Here is an 18747-nt window from a genome sequence, read left to right on the forward strand (position 1 = left end):
AACGCCGGACAAGCCCTGAATGCCCAGACCTGCAATTTCAGAGGCTTTAGGTCCGGTTCTCGTCAGGGTGATGAAAATATTCGCATGCAGTACTCCCCCTTTAGCGGTCGCAGCGCGTGATGCACACGTCGGCAGCGGCCCCGAGTTGGAACGTTAGTGCGCAGGCAATCCACGTCGCCCGACGTGCGATGATCATGTTCAGGGCATAGGGGACTGCGGCCGCAACTGGCGGGAAGACTGCTGGACCGGAGGTCGCAAAATTTGGCAGCAGGATCAAAGGAACACCAGACATTCCGATTCCGATCGCAGCATAGCGATGCGGTCCGGGTTTTTCTCCGAGCAGAACCCCTGCAAGACGCGTCAACAGCAACGGTTCGATGAAGAAGATCGCGATAGCCGTCGTAATGAGCATGGTTTTGAAGGCCGCAATCAGGCTCAGGCTGATGACCGCAACGCATTGGCCTGACAGAATGAGAAAGGCCGCCCTAAGAGGCGATGACGCGTCAGCATGAAGGCCCCAGCTGGCAGACCGGCCTGCACCAGGGCATCTGCCGTTCCCGTGCTTGGGCAGGTTCCGGGCTCCGACGTCGCGAACGACAGGAAAGTCCGCACCGCCGACAGTCGCCCCAGACATTGCTGCGCCAAGAGACAGCCGTCCGCTTTTGGCAAGCCGCGCTCCGGCGGCGGAACGTGCTCGACCATCGGCTCTGGGCCGCGGAAGCGTCATGTGCGGTCATCGCCTGATAGCCTGCCTAACCCCCTTTTACCGATCGGCTCTGAACCAGCCTCGCCTGTTCTCGCATGGTTCCAGGACAAGACCGATACGGAATCCGATGCCTTTCCCTCTGCCTCTCCGCCCGATCCCGGCCCCGCGTGAAACCGTCCTCTCTTTCCTTTCGAGTTTTGCCGCGATGAATGCCGCAACGATGAGCGACTTCTCGATCGACCTCGGCCATCAGATCCGCCGGTTCCTGGACTTCGACGCCGCCGCGCTCGATCGGCTGGCTGAGGCGGCGGGCTTGGAGCCCGCGATGCGCGATGACCTGCTGTCCTGGACCGGGGTTGCGGCGCGCGATCTCAGGCGGCGCTACCGGGGCGCGGCCTTTGTCTCGCGCGCCCTGCGCAATCCGGTCATGCGGGGCTGCCCTCTCTGCCCGCGGGAGAATGCCCAGGCGGACCCCGACCAACCCGAGCGGGCGATGGCGATGCGCGGCGACAGGCTGTTGCGTTCGGTCAATCTCTGCTGCCGCCATCACCACCCTCTGGTGCCACTCTGGGATGCCGCCAGGCCCGCCGAAAGGTTCGACAGTGCGGCCTGGCTGCGCGATCTCGCGCCGCGGATCATGGCCGGGGCGTTCGATCGCCCGAAATCTGCCCCGACGGTCTATGATCTCTGGCTCGACAGACGGCTGGAGACCGGCGCCGATCCGACAGGACTTGCCGGCCATGGAGTGTATGCGGCGACCACGATCTGCGAGCTCTTCGGTGCGGCCCTGCTGCGGCAGCGGGCGTATGACAGCTCCGGGAATGCCGAGGGGGCAGACGCGTGCGCCGCCGGCTTTGCCGTGCTCTCGCAAGGAGAGGGGGCCTTCCGCCAGGCCCTGCGGGACCTCGCCCGGAACGGCACCGGCACACAGGTCGCGCCGCGGCAGGCTTTCGGAAAGCGCTAGGACGCCCTCGACGACGATCTGACCGATGCCGACTTCGATCCGTTCCGCACGCTGTTGCGGGACGGCATCGTCGAGACCTGGCCGATCGCGGCCGGGGAAACCGTCCTGAGCGAAGCGCTGCCCGCGCGCCGGTTGCATAGCCCCACCACCGCGGCGAAGGAGGCCGGGGTCACCCCGCGGCTGATCGAGCAGATCATGACCAATGCCGGTACATTGCCGACCGAGGATCGCCACCCTCCCGCGCTGCGGACCTGCGATGCGGCCCGATATGGGCGGCTTCTGGCCGAGATCCTGTCGCGGGCCGGCCCGAGCGAGATGCAGGCCGCCATCGGCGCGACCGAGGCGCAGCTTCGCCCCCTGACCGGGCATCCCAAGGTCAAGGCGCCCTGGCGGATCGCCGACGGGCTGACGCTGGTTGCGGAGCTGGACGCCCTGGCGCGATCCGTCCTGGCGGGGGATCGGACCGGGAGGGGCTCCAGTTCGCGAAACAGCGCACCGGCCTGCCCGTGGGCGCGATGCTGGATGCCATCCGGCGGGGCAACCCGCCTCGGTCTTTGCCAACAGCGTCGGCAAGAAACGCGGCGACTGGTATCCGGCGCTGCACCAGGCCGGGCATGCGCCCGCATTCTGGAGCCGGCACCCGGTGACGCGGCGGGCCGTCCTTGATGTCCCGCAGGACGACAGGACCGAATTTCACCGCCGTTTCCTGATCCGACGACGATGCAGAGGGAATTCGGGCTCCACCGCCAGATCTGCCCCACCCGGCTGCGCGCCGTCGGCGTCATGCCGTTCTCGCCGGGCGGGGCAGACTTCGGCCCCGTCTATCTGCGTCGGGAGGCAGAGCCTGATTTGCGAAGGGCGGCAAATGGCGGCGCGGGCTGACGCTCCACATCCGAAGACAGGGGGAAGCGGCCGGGAGAGGCCACAGCCGGCCAGCCCGGTGCCAGAACAGCACCATGATCTCAAAACCCATCTTTTGTCGAAAAACGGTCTTTGGATGCCGAACGACAATTGCCACATGCGGAAGATTGGCGACCCCACCAGAAGCAAGACAACCGCGCGTTTTCAACCGGCTGCGGCGTAAAGCGGGCGAAACGGCATAGACGCGAAATCAATGACTTACAGGTCTCCTGTGTAAACGCTTCTGATGCAGTTTTCGTCGCGGTCTCAGGTCGCTCGACGCCGGCGCGCCTGCGTTCATCCTTGGCAAGATGACCACCGAGAGGAGCACACCAAGACCACGCTGCAAGGGCGGGTCCATCCCGGTGAAATCCTGAAGCACGAAGTCCTGGACGAGATGGGGATCAGCGCGGGCAAGCTCGCGAAGCGCATCCATGTCCTCCGCCCCGGATCGAGCATCTATGCGAGGAAAAGACCTCGATGACCATCGACACCGCGAGGTGCCTTTCCCGCGCGCTCGGGACCACGCCCGAGTACCGGATGAACCTGCAGAAGACCTATGACCTGCTGACCCGCGGGCCGGACGACCTCGGCGGCATTCGCCCGCTTCTGGTGGCGTGATATACTTTCCGCCCCGACTGATCGCAGAGGAAGGTAGTATTGAAATGTGCGGGCGTTTCATCGATCCGAACCTTCGGAACACTGAGGTCGAGATGTCGCAGATCAAGATCGCCCCGTTCCCCCGGCGCTACAACGTCAAGCCGACGGACGAAGTTGTGATCCTTGCAAAGCACCCGCCGATGGCATTCACGGCACGCTGGGGCTTGATCCCATCCTGGTTTTCCGGTGACGCCCCGAAGGACTGGAAGGCGGCTACCTTCAACGCACGGATCGAGGATGCGCCTACGAAGCCGACCTTCCGGCAGGTCTGGCGCCACGGTCGCTGCCTGATCCCGGTGGGCGGGTTTTACGAATGGACGGGACCGAAGGGTCGCCGCCAGCCACACTTCTTCCGTTCGGCCGGGAATGAGGAGAACCTGTTTCTTGCAGGGCTGGCAAGTCGCTGGCACGACCTGTTGACCTGCACGATCATGACCCGCGCTGCAACCGATGCAGTGGCGGGTCTGCACGAACGGATGCCGGTGATCTTGAACGCCGACGAGCGCGAAGCCTGGCTTGGCGGTTCCGATGGCGAAGGCCTTGGCGAAGGAGCCAGACTCGAACACCACTCTGTCAGACCGTTCTCGATGCGCGATGACGGGCCCGAGCTGATTGAGGCGATCGGCGACTGAGGCCCACCGGCGGCCAAGGGCGGTAAGCGGCCTGATGGCAGTAATGCATTGCGCGCGCAGCAAACTCGCAGAGCTGACATTGATAAAGCGCGCAAGGACCACACTGCCTAACATCCTGTGTCGAGCTGTATGCACTCAGACGAGGGTGCGGCAGGGGTGAGAGCGAGGTGGACAAGAGAGGAATTTCCAAATAACCAAAGACCCTAGCGTCGGGCGGCATTGAATAGCCGGATCACACGGGATAGCTTCGACGCTGTGTTTTTATCCTTTTCAACTAGGTGATTTCACATGGTCGACTTCAAGAAGAAGCTTGGTGGCAAAGTAGTCGAGAAGCCGACCGATCCAATAAAGCTTTACGACACGCTTGATCGCGAAGCCGATAAGGGCCCGTTGCGTCCCGCCCAGGAAGCGGTGCTCAAAGGCTGGTTCAAGAGGCAGGAAACGAGCCGCGACGTCATCGTCAAGTTGCACACGGGTCAGGGCAAAACCTTGATCGGCCTCCTGATGCTGCAATCCCGGTTGAACGCAGGCCATGGGCCGGTGGTCTATCTCTGTCCGAACAATTACCTCGTAGACCAGACACGCGAGCAGGCACGGCAATTTGGTATACGCACTTGCGCCTCCGACGGAGATCTTCCGGAGGAGTTTTTGAACTCTGGGTCCATCTTGGTCACGTCCGTGCAAAAAGCGTTCAACGGGTTGACGAAATTTGGCTTGAGCAAGCAGTCGGTCTCAATCGACACGATGTTGATGGATGACGCGCACGCCTGTTCGGACAACATCCGGAACCAATGTAGAATCCATATTCCAAGGGAAGAGCAGGCTTACAGTTCGCTCAAGGCGTTGTTCGCTGCGGATCTGGAACAGCAGGGCGTCGGCACATTCGCCGACATCGAAAACGACAAGCGTGACGCTTTTTTGTCGGTTCCGTATTGGGCGTGGATTCCGCGTGAAGCAGATGTCGCCGGCATCCTATCGAAAAATGCCGACCGCAAATCGATCAAGTTCGCCTGGCCCGTTCTCAAAGACTATCTGCATCACTGTCAGTGTGTCGTCTCAGGGGCGGCCATCGAGATCGAACCGTACGTCGCGCCGCTAGACGCTTTTGGATCGTACTGGAAGGCAAAGCATCGCATCTTCATGTCCGCAACTGTCACAGACGACGCGTTTCTCGTAAAAGGGCTCCAGCTTTCGCCCGAGACTATCACCAATCCGCTCACTTACGACGATGAGAAGTGGTCTGGCGAAAAAATGATCTTGCTTCCGTCACTTGTCCATGAGGACCTGGATCACAGCAAGATAGTGCAGAACTTTTCCCAAAGCAGTAAAAAGCGAAAGTTCGGTCGAGTTGCCCTTGTTCCGAGCTTCGAGAGAGCCAAGCCGTGGGAGGCCGGAGGAGCGACGGTGGCTAACACCGACAACATCGGCCATTTGATCGACGCGCTTTCCAAAGGCGAGGTCGACGATACCGTGGTTTTGGTGAACCGCTATGATGGGATCGATCTTCCGGACAAGACCTGCCGTATCTTGATCTTCGACTCCAAGCCTTTCGCCGAAAGCCTCACGGACCTCTACGAAGAACAATGTCGCCCGGGCAGTGCCACCACCCTCATGCGTGCCGTACGCACGGTCGAGCAAGGGATGGGAAGAAGTGTTCGCGGAGAAAAGGACTATTCGGTCATCATCGTGATAGGATCGGACCTTGTCAGGTTACTTCGGGACAAGGCGTCGCGTCGCTTCTTGTCGCCCCAAATGGCTGCGCAGATCGAGATAGGCCTGGAAATCACCGAGATGGCCAAGCAGGACATCGACGAAGGGATGGAACCGTGGAAGGCGTTGACCGACCTCGCGCACCAATGCCTAAGGCGAGACGACGGCTGGAAGGCATTTTACGCGGAGAAGATGGACAAAGTCGTCTTGGCTAAATCCGATCAGACCGCATTGCAGGTCTACAAAACCGAACTCGAGGCGGAACGGGCCTACATCGACGGCGACTACGCTGGTGCAGCGAACACAATCCAATCGCTCGCTGACAGCGGCGCGTTCGATAAGGACGAGAAGGGTTGGTACCTGCAGGCCCAAGCCCGCTACAGCTATGTCTCGAACCGCGTTGAAGCCGACAAGCTGCAAGTAGCCGCCCACAAGCGCAACCGATTGCTCCTCAAGCCGCCAACCGGCGTGACGGTCACCAAGCTTACAATCGTCAGCCAGGGTCGCGCCGAACGCGTCAAGAAGTGGATCGCCGACCAGGGCGACTATGCCCAGCTCAACGTCAATGTCACCGACATCCTCGGCAGGCTGGTGTTTGGAACGAAGGCCGATAACTTCGAATCTGCGTTGAACGAACTGAGCATAGCCCTTGGCTTCGTAGGCGAGCGACCCGATGCGGAATGGAAAGAAGGGCCGGACAATCTTTGGGCTCTGGACGACAATCAATACGTCCTGTTCGAGTGCAAGAGCGAAGTCGACATCTTGCGCGCCGAGGTCAACAAGCGCGAAGCAGAGCAGATGAACCGCTCGAGTGCATGGTTCGCCAAGCACTATGTGGGCATGAATGTCAAACGTCTGATCGTGCATCCGGCAGGCAAGATCGAAAGCGCCGCCGCATTCACCCACACGGTCGAAGGCGTGCGCGAGGCCGACCTTAGGCGTCTCGTCAAAGCCACCCGTGAGTTCTTCAAGTCCTTCGAGAGCCAGAACCTGGCCGATTTGAGCGCCAACCACATTCAGACGGTTCTGAACGCGCACGGTTTGTCGGTGCCCGACCTGCTGTCGAAATACTCGCGCAAACTGAAGGATGTGAAATAGGGGGGAGGCTACCTGACGGCATTGTTGCTCTTATCGACTGCCAGCCGTGGCGACCCCACCCGCTCTGAGTTCAGCCAACGGCTGTGATTTCGGCGGTGCCGAGTGCTTCGTGTCTGTGTCTGTTCATGATGAAGATGCGGATCTAGATCTCCGCCGACTGTCAATCCGGGTCACGTGATTTCACGCGCTTACCAAAGGCCATAAGGCAGTTCATTCTCGCCACTACTCGGCTGCGGACGTGATCCCAACGCTTCCAGTTGGCCCATCTCAGGTGATGCGTCTCGCTGACGATTTCTTTGCGCACCCGGGCTGAGCTTATTTTGCCGCGGTGCTGCTGAACGTCCAGTTTCAGGAAGCCGCATTGCGTCAGTGTCAGCGGCTCGAACGGCAGCAATGGGCCGAACAGGTCGACGCGGCGACTCGATCCCGTCGGACGCCGCGACGCCGCATCGCCGCTTCGAGCCCATTTCTGACGGACGCTTCTATCGCGACAGACCAAGCCGTTTGCACAGACTACCAAGCGCTACGGCAACGAGCGCACCTAGACCACCAAGGATGGCCCAATACCAGTTGGGAGCGTCTTCAGGTAAATAACCAGCGCCAATGTAAACTATAAGCCAGATGGCGACCGCTTCGATGAGGTAGGTCGGCGTTTTACTCATGTCCACCTAAAATCCGTAACCAACCATGGCAATGCACTGTAGATATCATATCTGATTTTTCTTCGACGCAATGATCACTTCGTCCGCATCAGCGACATTCGCTCAAGATTTTGCCGCGCCAAGCCATGACCGACTGCTTCGGGGAAGCCGTCCTGTGGCGTAAGTGACCCGCCCCGGGTTTGCCGGAGGCTCCAACTCCTGAGTAGGATGGAGCATCATGAGCAAGACCACGAACAAGTTTTCCCCTGAGGTGCGCGAACGCGCTGTGCGGCTGGTGTTGGACACCGAAGGCCAGCACGGGTCGCGCTGGCAGGCCATCGTGTCGATCGCCGCGAAGATCGGCTGCTCGGCGCATACGCTGAATGACTGGGTCAAGAAGGCCGAGGTCGACAGCGGCAAGCGCGCCGGCATCCCGACCGAGCTGGCCGAGAAGATGAAGGCGCTGGAGCGCGAGAACCGCGAGCTGCGTCAAGCGAACGAGATCCTCCGCAAGGCCAGCGCATATTTTGCGATGGCGGAGCTCGACCGCCGGTCGAAGTGATGGTGGGCTTTATTGATGCGCATCGGAGTGCGCACGGGGTCGAGCCGATCTGCAGCGTTCTGCCGATTGCCCCCTCCACCTATTACGATCACCTGGCCAGGCGGGCTGATCCCGCCCGGCGGTCGTACCGTGCGCGCGGGGATGAGGCGCTACGCCCCGAGATCCGGCGTGTGTTCGATGAGAACTGGCGGGTCTACGGCGTCCGGAAGGTCTGGCGGCAGCTTCGCCGTGAGGGTTTCGATGTGGCCCGCTGCACGGTCGCGCGGCTGATGAAGAGCATGGGTATTCAAGGCATTATCAGGGGCAAGCCGCACAGGACGACGATCCCCGACAGGAAGGCGCCCTGTCCGCTGGACAAGGTGAACCGCCAGTTTCGCGTGCCCGCGCCGAACAGGCTCTGGGTGTCGGACTTTACCTATGTCGCCACATGGAAGGGGTTCGTTTATGTTGCCTTCGTCATCGATGCCTATGCCCGCAAGATCGTCGGCTGGCGCGTCAGCCCCTCGGCGCATGCCGGTTTCGTTCTCGATGCCCTGGAGCAGGCGGTTCACGAGCGCCGTCCCGGCAAGGGTATGGGGTTGGTCCACCATAGCGACCGCGGGTCGCAATACCTGTCCATCCGCTACAGCGAAAGGCTGGCCGAGGCAGGCATCGAGCCCTCGGTGGGCAGCGTCGGTGACAGCTATGACAACGCGCTGGCCGAGACGATCAACGGGCTGTTCAAGGCCGAGGTCATCCACCGCCGCGGACCATGGCGCAGCTTCGAAGCGGTGGAATACGCGACGCTGGAATGGGTCGACTGGTTCAACAACCGCCGCCTGCTCGAGCCCATCGGGAACATCCCGCCCGCAGAAGCCGAGGCCAACTTCCATGCGGCTCTGGAAACTGAGACAATGGCCGCGTAACTGACGTCAATCAGCCTCCGGAAAACCCGGAGCGGTTCATAAGCGCCACCCCGGCTGGCGGCTTTGGGCCGGGAGCACCGTGTTGCTCCGTTCGGTCACTCACGCGACCTGCCGCCTCTCCCGCCGCCCCCTGACCGCGCGCCAGATCTGCTCGGGCCAGCGCAGCGGGCTGTCGAGGAGGAGCGCGACGGCGAAGGCGAGGATCAGCCAGGGCGGGCCGGAGCCCTCGACCACCACGCTCTCGACGCTGTCCGCACGCAGTGTGTTGGCGTCGGCGGATTGCACGACGTCGCGGCCGGCGGTGGCGGTGCGGATCGCCTGATCGCGCTGCGTGCTGGTGCCCAGCGTCTGCGCCGCGGTGCGCGCGGCCTGCCCGTTCGCGGCGACCTTCGGGCCGCCCAGCAGCCCGGGCAGCGCGCCGCAGGCACCAAGTGCGAGGCAGAGCGCCAGCGCGCCCCCTGCCCGGCTCACAGCCCGCTCAGGCACAGGTCGCGCTCCGCCTCCCGCCGGCGCACGAGACCGCGCACCACCTGCCCGCCCGCCTTGTTCCAGAGCCGCAGCGCGTCGCAGGCGCCGCGCAGATCGCCCGCCCGGGCCCGGCGCGCCATGCTCGAGCCACAGAAAGCGCCGGAGCCGATGTTGTAGGCGGCCGAGACGAAGGCCGCGCGGGTCTCGCGCGACAGATCGGCCGGCAGACACGGCCGGATCTCGCGCTCGAACTGCGCGATGCGCACCGCCAGACGGCTGTCGCATTCGGGCGGCGTCGCCACCTGCCCGGGCCGCACGTTCTGCGTGTCCCCGTCGCAGATCGTCCAGACGCCGACGATATCGCGGTACGCGCGCAACTCGCGCCCCTCGAAGGGAGAGATGACCGCCGCAGCAAGCGCCAGCACCGCGCCGAGCCCCGCCATGGTGCGCCGGCCCGCGGCGCCGCTCTCGTCGGCGCAGAAGCCCCGGCCCCGCCGCCATTTGCGGATCAGCAACGCGAGGTTCACCACCGCGATCAGCAAGCCCACGATCGGCACCAGCTGCGAGGCGAGGGTCGAGGCGCTCTCGAGCGAAGGCCACCACACCGGGAAGCTGATCGCCCCCGGGATCGTCCCCCAGCCTGCCCGCGTCGCAATCTGGTCGAGTTTGTCAGTCGTCACTGTCCTGCCCCTTTCCGGCAACAAAAAACCCGCCGGCGGCGGGTGCATCTTCATGGGTTGTCTTGATCGCCCGTCAGTCGGCGGGGGCATCGTGCGGCGGCAGGGTCACGGGGCCGTCCGCGGTCACCGTGATCGGCGCCGGGAAGCGGGTCGCCTCGGGGGCCTCGGCGCCATGCGGCAGCACGATCGTGACATGCCACGCGCCGTTCACCTGCTCGGGCTGCCCGACGATCCAGTCGTGCGGCGCCTCGGGGTCGGCGGTGTAGGTGGCAAGGTCGATCGCCTCGCCGTTCAGCACCAGCACATCGCCTGCGACGGAAACCGCCAGTGCATCGTCGCGCCGCATCGGGCTCAGGGTAATCAGAAACATGAGAAATCCTTTCGGTCAGAACCATCTGCCAATGGCCGTCGCTTCGGCAATCAGGGCCGAGCCGATGGAGGCCGCGGACAGCACGGTGATGCCGCCGCTGCCGGCAGAAAGCGGCCGGGCCTTGGCCCATACGGCACCGCTTGCGCGCACCGAGGCCGAGACATTGGGCGGTGCCATGAATGCCGCCGGGAAGTTCCAGGTGAACTCCGACGACGTGTAGATCGCGCCGGCCACCGCCGTCACGGCGCTGATGGAAAGCGAGGCGATGCAGCAGATCTGCGTGCCATCGGCGAAGCGGACATACTCGCCGTTCGCGTTGCTGCCGCGCTCGATCACGGCGCCGGTGGGCACACCCGCCGCCTGCCCGACCGTGCCAAGGACATTGCCGCTGTCATAGAGGCGGCGCCACGGGCCCCAGGAGGTGACGGCGTAGCTCTTGCGGATCCAGATCTGCCCGTTGTTGGGCGTCGCATAAATCTGCGTCGTCTGGTTCGGGGTCGGCCGCAGCACGAGCACGCCGTCGCCGACGGTCGCCCCGGTCGGCAGCGTGCCGAGCGTGGTGGCGTTCGAGACCCACCAGAACCCCTGCGGGATGTCGAAGCGGTCGATGTTGTCGAGCGCCGGGCTGGACATCGCCCCGAGCCCCATCCAGCCCGGGGTGAGCAGACGCCCCGCCGTCGTGTCGGAGGCGGATTGCACCACGGCGGTGCCGCTCAGGAGCCCGGTGAGCTGCAGGCCGGCGGCGGTGATCCGCGCCCGTTCGACCCCGCCGGTCGCCAGGCCGAGAATGTTGGCACCGGCGCGGAACAGGCCGGTGTCGGCATCCACGGCAAAGGCCATCGAGGGCGCGGCGGCGGTGCCGTTCGCGAGGGCGGCCACATATTCGGTCTGCAGCCAGCTCGCCATGGCCTCGCAATAGGCGCCGAGGGTCGGGAACCACCCGAGATAGCCCTGCGCGTCGGAGGCGAAATTCGCCGATCCGAGCACAGGCGGATCGTTGGGCGGGGCGGTATAGGTCGGTCTTGCCATCAGGCCACTCCGGTCAGGGTCAGTGTTGCTTGGGTGCTCCCGCCGCCGGACAGCGACGGGAAGAAGTCATCGGCGATGCCGTAGATCGCGACGAAGAAATCCGTCATGTCATCGCCCGGGTAGAAGTAGGCGGGCGCGAACTGCGCATCCTCGAGCGCGCGCTGGATGCGCCGGTTGGCGCGGGTCTCGAAGGAGATCTCCCACTCGGCCCGGCGCGCCGTCGGGCGCTTGGTGAAGCTGATGTTCCCGAACTCGTCGGCCTCGCGCCGGGTGTAGCCGGTGAAGCCGGATCGGGTGCCGTCCAGAATGGTGCCGATGTATTCGGATCTGCCCGCGACGATCTCGGCGACGGAGGCGACGCCGCCGGGGTTCGAGATGGTGATCTCGGCGCGGCCCCCCGGCATGGCGCCGAGGTCGGTCAGCACCACCTCCGGGTCATAGGTCTCTTCATAGGTGAAGAAATCCAGCCAGCTGGAGATGCCGCTGACATCGAGGAGCTGAACCGTCCTGTCATAGACCGTGCTGCCGCCGGCATCCGTGATCGCCAGACGCAGAGCGACGGCCACGATGTCGACAAAGGCGATCGCATCCATCCGCGACGGCAGTCCGATGGTATAGGCGATGCTGTCCGCCTTCGCGGTGTCCTGCCCGAGCGTCTTGTCGAAGGCGCGCCAGCGATTGGTGCTGCCGACCTCGACCCAATAGGTCGGGACATTGCCGGCCTCGGTCGGATCGCGCGCCGTGTTGGCGTTGGCGACGCTCTGATAGACCCGGTGGGTGACGGTCGAAATCACCCGGTCGCCCAGGTTGAACGTGGCGCCCGCGGTCCAGACGGGATGATCGTTCTCCGGCACGTTGCACGCAAGCAGGCTCCCCTCCGAGACCTCGAAGGGGATGATCATCATCGCCTGGCCGCTCATGCCTCTGCCTCCCGTCGCTCTTCGATCGCGCGGATCTTCCGAAGATCCGTGTTGCGCGCGAGGTCGAGCTGCCGTGACTGCTCGCGGAGCTGCCGGATCTCGGCGCGCAAGGCGTCCCGCAGCGCCTTCATCTCGGCGATCAGCGCGTCATTCGCGCCGCCCAGCATCCGCTGGGTCTGGCCCGCGGTGTAGATCCGGCTCGGGCCGGTCGCCTCGAGCTCGGGACCGTTCTCGCCGACCAGCCGGAGCCCGCCGTCATGGGTGCCGCCGCGGGCGAAGGCGGGGAAGCCCTGCGATGCGATCTGGTCTTTGACGAGATCCTCCGTGGCTGCGCTGAAGAGCCTCCGTCCACCAAGCGGGCCGGTGACCAGGAAGGCGAAGGGGCTGACCCGCTGAAGCCGGTAATCGCTGAGCGCGTAGGAGGCCGGCGCGGGCGGGCTGTCCTGTGGCGCGACCGAGGCGAGATAGGCCGCCTCGAGGCTGCCGGTCGGGTCGTAGATCGTCGAGGACAGGAGGTCGGCGGCGTCATAGCCGGCGATGGCGCGGCGCAGCTGCAGCGCGGTCTGCCCGGTCGTGTCGAGACCGATGATCCCCGCCATCGCGGCAAGGTCGGCGTCAGTGACGAAATACGCGCCGGCCGCATTTGCCGTCATCCCCGCGGCATAGGTGTTGAGGCCGGTCACCGCGGTCTCATGCGCGGCGCGGGCGGTCTCGGCGCGCACGGCGGCGGCGAGATCGCCAAGCGCACCGCGCAGCGCCGTCATCGGCGCCGCGATCGAGGCCTCGGTCGTGGCCTCATACCAGGTCGAGAAGGCCGCGGTCGGGTCGAAGCGGAAGCTGCCGCCAAGCGTCAGCGTGCCGCTCGTGCTGCCCGAGATTGCGCCGAGGAACGTGCGCTGCTGTGCCGTCAGGCCCGAGAGGTTGACCAGCCCCGTGACCGTGCGCTCGACCGTCCCGGTCGTCGCCGTCAGGATGCGGCGCTGATCGTCGGTCAGCACGCCCCTCGCCTGCATCGCGATCACCCGCGCCACATATTGCGTGCCGGACAGCAGCATCAGGCGCTGATCGCTGGTGAGCGCCCCGCCCGCGGCGAGCGCCAGCTGCCGGGTGACGGTGGCGCTCACGGCCGCCAGCATCGAGCGCTGATCGGTCGAGAGGGTGCCGGTGGCGGCAAGCGCCAGCAGCCGCTGCACCGTCCCCGACGAGGCCCCAAGCATCGCGGCCTGTGCCGCGGTGAGGCTTCCGGTTGCCGTGATGTTCACCGCCCGCAGCACCGTGGCCGAGACCGCGCCCAGCAGGCGCAGCTGATCCTCGGTGGCGCCGCCGGTCGCGCGGAAGGCAACGGACTTCTGCACCGTCTCGCTCACCGCGCTCAGCAGCAGGCGCGCCTCCGCGCTCAGCGCCGAGAGCGCGATCGTGCCGGAAAGCGTCTTCTGCACCGCGGTGCTGCCCATGCCGATCTGCGTGAGGTAGAGCAGCCCGGTGGCCGAGACCCCGGCCAGGTCGATCGCCGCCCGGATCGTCGCCGAGGCGGTCGTCGCCTGCGTCTTGAGCAGCGCGATCTCGGCCGCGGTCAGGCTGCCCGCATAGACCGTCGCGAGGGTGATCGCCCGGGCGGCCGAGGTGGCGGCGCTGAGCAGCAGCGCCCGCGTCGCGGCATCCATGTCCGAGACCAGCACGCCGGTGATATTGGCGACATAGCGGCCCTGCTGGGAGAGCAGGATGCGCCGCGCATCGGCCGAGAGATCGGCGCCCAGCGTGGCCTCGATCAGCGCGGCATAGCTGCCCTGCTCGTCGATCACGATCCGGCGCACATCGGCGCTGACCCCGGGCGAGAGCGACGCCATGACCGAGACGCCATAGGCGCCGACCGTGCCGAGCGCGAGACGCTTCGCCTGGGCGTCGATGTCGGTCGCGAGCGTCGCCGTCACCACCCGGGCAAGCTCGCTGTTGCCGGCAAGCGCCACCTGCATCGTCTCGGCATCGAGCCCGGCCCCGGCGAGCAGATGGACCGTCTTGCACAGCGTCGAGACGGTGTCGACCGCCAGCCGCGTCAGATCGGCGCCGATCCGGTTCTCGGCGGCATAGGTCACCGTCTTCACCATCTCGCTCGCCCCGGTCAGCGCCAGCCATTTGAGATCCGGCGTCAGATCCGAGCGGGTGATGAAGTCGATAGTGCTGGTGATGCCGGTGTCGGCATTGCGCAGCAGCGCCTTGAGATACTCCGGGATCTGCGCATCCTCGACCGCGGTGATGCTCAGGTCGATCTGCTTTTGCAGGCTCGCATAATTGATCGCGGCCGCGGCCGCGATGGCGTCGTCGAGCGATCCGAGCTGGCTGTTCAGCGTGGCGATCTGCGCCTCGCTCAGCGCATTGCCGGCGGCGAGCGTGTCGGCCACCTCCTGCATCAGGTCGACCTGATCCTGGTAAAGCCCCTGGATCACGTCCCACCGCGCCCCCTCGATCTGCGAGGCGCCCTGCACCGTGCCGAGATCCGACAGCACCCGCGCCTGCGCGAGCGCCAGCTCGGTCGCCGAGCCCGCGGTCGCCCCCACGGCGTCGAGATAGGTCTGCGCGACGCCGGTCAGCCCGTTGACCGCATCGAGGTCGCCCGCCAGCGCCGAGGCCAGCCGCGTCTGGTATTGCGCCTGACTGAAGGCCGTCGCCTGGGTCGGCGAGACCAGCGCGCCCGAGGTCGAGCGCATCGTGCGGATGAACTCGGCGATGCTGTCCGCCGCCTTGTACCATTGGCCCGCGGCCTTCGCCGCCGCCTTCTGGCTTTCGGTGACCGCGTTGATCGTCGCATCGAGGCTCGTCGACACCGCGCCGAGCAGGGTCTCGAGCTCGGCCGTGAGCCCCGACACCGCCGGCAGGATCTGGTCCATCACCCCCGCCATGCCCACGAGCTCGGCCCAGAGCGCGCGGCCCGCCTCGGTGGTCAGGTCCTGCGCATCGATCAGGGCGCGATATTCCTCGCGCGAGCGCGGCAGCGCGGCGTTATAGGCGGCCAGCGCCGTCGTCGCCTGCCGGGTCAGGATCGCCTGTTGTTCGGCCGCCGAGTAGAACGTGCCCCAATAGGTCGAGACCGCCGAGGTGAAGCCGTCGGCTCCGCCAAGCAGATCCTCGAGCGCCGAGGACACCGCCGCGCCGGCAAGGCCGGAATAGCGCTGCGCATAGCCGAGGGTGTCGAAGGCGCCGTTGACCGTGGTCAGCGCGGTGCTGAGCCGGGTGAGCGCCTCGGTCGCGGTCTCGCCCGTCGCGATCAGCTCGTCGAGACCGCCGATCATCAGCGCATAGGCATCGGCCGCGTCGGACATCGCCGCGGCAAGCGCCTTGCCGATCTCCTCGTCGCTGAGCCCCTTGGTCGAGACCTTCAGCTCATAGGCGAAGGCGTCGAAGGTCTCGGTCGCGATGCCCAGAACCGAGGCCATCGACAGGATCGAGGCCTGCGTGGCGTTGATCGCCTGGGTGATCGGATCGGCCACCTCGGCGCTCGCGGGCTTCGTGCTGGTGCTGGTCGAGGAGCTGAGCCCCCAGAAGCGCGTCTTCTTCACCCGCTTGTAGGCGGAGACCAGCACATCGGTGTCGGTGATCACCGCCCGGATGCCGGCGTCGAGGAGCTTCGTCTTCGTCCCGAAGAAGCTGACCAGCCCGGCGATGATCGCGACCGGTCCGGCGATGGCGCCGATCGCCGAGCCGAGCGCGCCGAGCGAAGAGGCGATCGAGCCGCCGGCCCCGCTCAGGAGCGCGCCGACATTGCCGGTGAGGTTCGCGAAGGCGGTGGTGACCGAGGTCGAGAGCCCGGCAAGCCCCGCCGAGAAGGCGCCCGAGATCGAGCCCCAGGCGGAGGACATGATCGAGCCCGCGAAGTTGCTCATGCCGAGCGAGAGCGCCGAGAAGGCCGTGCCGATCCCGGACAGCGCGCTGCCGGTCGCGGCCGCCGCGGCGGTGCCACCGGCCGAGACCGAGCCGTTCAGTCCAAGGCCGATGACGATCTGGTTCTTCATCGCCAGCGCGATCGCCTGCTTGAGCCAGGAATTGAGCGCATCGGTCATCGAGCTCAGCCCGCCCTCGAAGCCGTCGACCAGCCCGGTCGAGATCGCGTCCGACAGATCGCCCACAAGCGGCAGGCTGTCGGCCAGCTCGACGTTCAGCGCGCGGATCGCCCGCGCGAACTCGTCCTGCGACAGCGCCGCCTGCAACGGCACCAGCTTCGCGAGCTTCTGCCGGTAGGCCTCGAGCGGATCGAGCGACGCCCGCAGCGCCTCGAGCTCGCGCTCGTATTTGCGTGCAAGCCTGTCCGATGCCTTCGCACTCGCGCTCGCGGTCTTCTCCGCCTCGTTCCGCGCCTTGATCTTCAGCTGCAGATCCTGCTCGGCGTAGATCACGCTTTGCCGGTCGGAGAAGAGCGCCCGCTCGGAGGCCGCGACGATGCCGGCATCCACCCCCGCCGCCAGCTGGGCAGTGCGATACGCCTCGCGCTCGAGGTCGAGCTGCCGCTGCCTGCCGGCAACAACCTCGTCCTGCCCGGCATTGATCGCCGAGATCTGGGCCTGGATCACCTGGAGCCGATCACGGGCCGCAGCCGCGTCGGAGGTGGCCGCCGCACCGAGCCGCGCCGCGAGCGTCGCCGCGGCACTGGCGGCGTCGTAGGTCGCCGCGGTGACGCCGTTCATCGTGGCGAGGATGGTTTGAGCCGACAGGTTCCCATTTGCGGCCTGCCTCGCCAGCTCGCGCAGTTGCGTCGGGATGTTCTCCGTTGTGCCGTAGACCCGCTTCAGCCACTCGTTCAGCTCGGCAGTGGCCTTTGCGGCCTCCTCCGGACCATCTGCGGCGCCGATTGCCTGGATGCGCTGCGTCAGCGCGATGGCACCCTCACCGGTCAGCTGGAAACGCCTGCTCAACTTCTCCAGCGCGTCACCAGCATATTTCCCATAAAACTCATACTGTTCCGCAAACTCTTTGATGTCAGATGCGACATCCATCTCTGAAATCGCGGTGATAGACGCCTGCAGCTTGTCGAGGGCATCGAGCTGCGCGAGATCGCGCAGCACGGCATAGGTCTCCCGGGCTGCGCCGGAGTAGCGACCGAATTTCTCGATCAGATCGGCGGACGACATGGACGCATCTGCGGCAGCGGAGCGATAGGCATCGGTCGCATCGCGCAGGTCGTCCATGGTCTTCTTGAGCTGTTTCCCGCCGTTGTCGGCGCCGATCAGGTTCATCGCCAGCGGACCGAGCACGGCAATGGCGCCGCCGGCCAGAATGCCCCACAGGCCGAACACGGTCAGCATGTCGGCGGCCTGAATGCTGAGCGCCTGCATATAGTTACCTGTGACGGCGCCCTGTTGGCCGACTTGGTTCAGCTGGAACGCCATCTGCTTGAGAGCGTTCTGCCCGCCGCCGACGCTCGCGAAGAGCCCCTTGCTCGCGGTGCCGGCAGCCGCGGTGGCACTGGCCGCGGCTTTCGTCGCCGGTGCGATGCCGAGCATCTTCTGCGCGGCCATGTCCAGCACCTGGTTCGCCTGCGCCTGCGTGATCGCGCCGGTCTTGACCGCGGCCGCCATCGACTGCTGTGCTGCCTCATAGCGCTTCGAGCTTGCATAGACCGGGTCGAGCGAGGCCCGCAGCGCCTCGTATTGCCCAGTCGATTGGGCAATGGCTGCCGCCTGCTCGCGCAGCGCCTGCTCAGCCCGCTCGGCCGCGGTGGCCACGCCCATGTAGCGGCTTGCCGCCTGCTCGAGGACCTGCTGGGCCTGCGCCTGCGTGATCGCGCCGTTCTGCACCGCGGCCGTCATCGCCTCCGTCGCCGCCTCATAGCGCTTCGAACTCGCATAGACCGGATCGAGCGAGGCCCGCAGCGCCTCGTATTGCCCGGTCGATTGGGCAATGGCTGTCGCCTGCTCGCGCTGCGCCTGCTCAGCCCGCTCGGCCGCGGTGGCCACGCCCATGTAGCGGCTTGCCGCCTGCTCGAGGACCCGCTGGGCCTGGCCCTGCGTGATCGCGCCGGTCTTGACCGCGGCCGCCATCGACTGCTGTGCCGCCTCATAGCGCTTCGAGCTCGCATAGACCGGATCGAGCGAGGCCCGCAGCGCCTCGTATTGACCGGTCGAGAGCGCCACCGCCGCGGCCTGCTCGCGCTGCACCTGTTCGGCCCGCTCGGCCGCGGTGGCCACGCCCATGTAACGGCTCGCCGCCTGCTCGAGCGCGATGTTCGCCGCGCGCTGCGTCGCGTCGCCCCGCTCCACCATCGCGGCCAGATCCTGCTGGATCTGGCGATAGCGCTGCGAGGCGGCGAAGGCCGGATCGAGCGAGGCGCGCAGCCGGTCGAAGGCGGTGCCAGAGCCCGCGACCGAGCGCGAGATCCCGGCCATCGACTGGTTGACGTTCGCCGCCATTCGCTGCGTCGTCGCCACCAGCGTGCGCGACCGGCTTTCGTATTGCGAGAGGTCGAGCGTGGCGCTCACCTGCATCGCTGCGGGGCTGCTCATCGACATGTCGG

12 protein-coding genes, 1 pseudogene and 1 other annotated feature are annotated in these 18747 nt (G+C 65.8%); of the genes and pseudogenes, 6 read left to right on the top strand and 7 right to left on the bottom strand.

All coding sequences use genetic code 11. From position 1 onward, the window contains the following. Window positions 1-833: 833 nt before the first annotated feature. From AC0QTQ_RS10435 to AC0QTQ_RS10455, 5 genes are all read left to right on the top strand, one after another. Window positions 834-1670, top strand: coding sequence for a TniQ family protein (locus AC0QTQ_RS10435; protein ID WP_480256515.1), 837 nt, complete (start codon window positions 834-836; stop codon window positions 1668-1670). A gap of 54 nt (window positions 1671-1724) precedes the next feature. After that, window positions 1725-2336 carry a hypothetical protein gene (locus AC0QTQ_RS10440; protein ID WP_480256516.1) on the top strand — a complete coding sequence of 204 codons (612 nt, stop codon included), beginning with the start codon at window positions 1725-1727 and terminating at the stop codon, window positions 2334-2336. 714 nt (window positions 2337-3050) lie between these two features. Further along, on the top strand, window positions 3051-3191 hold the full coding sequence (locus AC0QTQ_RS10445; RefSeq protein WP_480256517.1) for a helix-turn-helix transcriptional regulator: 141 nt from the start codon (window positions 3051-3053) through the stop codon (window positions 3189-3191). A gap of 92 nt (window positions 3192-3283) precedes the next feature. Then, on the top strand, window positions 3284-3862 hold the full coding sequence (locus AC0QTQ_RS10450) for an SOS response-associated peptidase (RefSeq protein WP_480256518.1): 579 nt from the start codon (window positions 3284-3286) through the stop codon (window positions 3860-3862). Between the two features lie 288 nt (window positions 3863-4150). Further along, window positions 4151-6670, top strand: a complete 2520-nt coding sequence (locus AC0QTQ_RS10455) for a DEAD/DEAH box helicase family protein (RefSeq protein WP_480256519.1) — start codon at window positions 4151-4153, stop codon at window positions 6668-6670. 70 nt (window positions 6671-6740) lie between these two features. On the opposite strand, the pseudogene AC0QTQ_RS10460 reads toward AC0QTQ_RS10455, so the two are convergent. Next, window positions 6741-6983 (bottom strand): annotated as a pseudogene (locus AC0QTQ_RS10460) (IS5/IS1182 family transposase); the annotation flags it as partial. Between the two features lie 566 nt (window positions 6984-7549). On the opposite strand from AC0QTQ_RS10460, the gene AC0QTQ_RS10465 reads away from it, so the two are divergent. Next, window positions 7550-8778, top strand: a protein-coding gene (locus AC0QTQ_RS10465) for an IS3 family transposase (RefSeq protein WP_480256520.1) whose coding sequence is annotated in 2 segments (ribosomal slippage) — window positions 7550-7838 and window positions 7838-8778 — 1230 coding nt in all. Because the reading frame shifts where the segments join, the coding sequence is not laid out codon by codon here. Next, window positions 7831-7947 (top strand) — a sequence feature (AL1L pseudoknot). It overlaps the preceding gene by 117 nt. A 99-nt stretch (window positions 8779-8877) precedes the next feature. Here the strand turns inward: AC0QTQ_RS10465 and AC0QTQ_RS10470 are convergent. From AC0QTQ_RS10470 to AC0QTQ_RS10495, 6 genes are all read right to left on the bottom strand, one after another. Further along, window positions 8878-9249 (bottom strand): bacteriophage spanin2 family protein, encoded by a 372-nt coding sequence (locus AC0QTQ_RS10470; protein WP_480256521.1) that lies wholly within the window; start codon window positions 9247-9249, stop codon window positions 8878-8880. Continuing rightward, window positions 9246-9926: a lysozyme gene (locus AC0QTQ_RS10475; protein WP_480256522.1), complete on the bottom strand. Its 681-nt coding sequence runs from the start codon at window positions 9924-9926 to the stop codon at window positions 9246-9248. The genes AC0QTQ_RS10470 and AC0QTQ_RS10475 overlap by 4 nt, the downstream gene beginning before the upstream one ends. A 73-nt stretch (window positions 9927-9999) precedes the next feature. After that, window positions 10000-10296 carry a hypothetical protein gene (locus AC0QTQ_RS10480; protein WP_480256523.1) on the bottom strand — a complete coding sequence of 99 codons (297 nt, stop codon included), beginning with the start codon at window positions 10294-10296 and terminating at the stop codon, window positions 10000-10002. A 15-nt stretch (window positions 10297-10311) separates the two neighbouring features. Continuing rightward, window positions 10312-11325, bottom strand: coding sequence for a pyocin knob domain-containing protein (locus tag AC0QTQ_RS10485; RefSeq protein ID WP_480256524.1), 1014 nt, complete (start codon window positions 11323-11325; stop codon window positions 10312-10314). Then, window positions 11325-12245, bottom strand: a complete 921-nt coding sequence (locus tag AC0QTQ_RS10490; RefSeq protein ID WP_480256525.1) for a hypothetical protein — start codon at window positions 12243-12245, stop codon at window positions 11325-11327. The genes AC0QTQ_RS10485 and AC0QTQ_RS10490 overlap by 1 nt, the downstream gene beginning before the upstream one ends. Next, window positions 12242-18742 (bottom strand): coiled-coil domain-containing protein, encoded by a 6501-nt coding sequence (locus AC0QTQ_RS10495; protein ID WP_480256526.1) that lies wholly within the window; start codon window positions 18740-18742, stop codon window positions 12242-12244. The genes AC0QTQ_RS10490 and AC0QTQ_RS10495 overlap by 4 nt, the downstream gene beginning before the upstream one ends. Between the last annotated feature and the right edge of the window lie 5 nt (window positions 18743-18747).

The sequence above is a fragment of the Paenirhodobacter sp. YD-8 genome, from assembly GCF_056590935.1.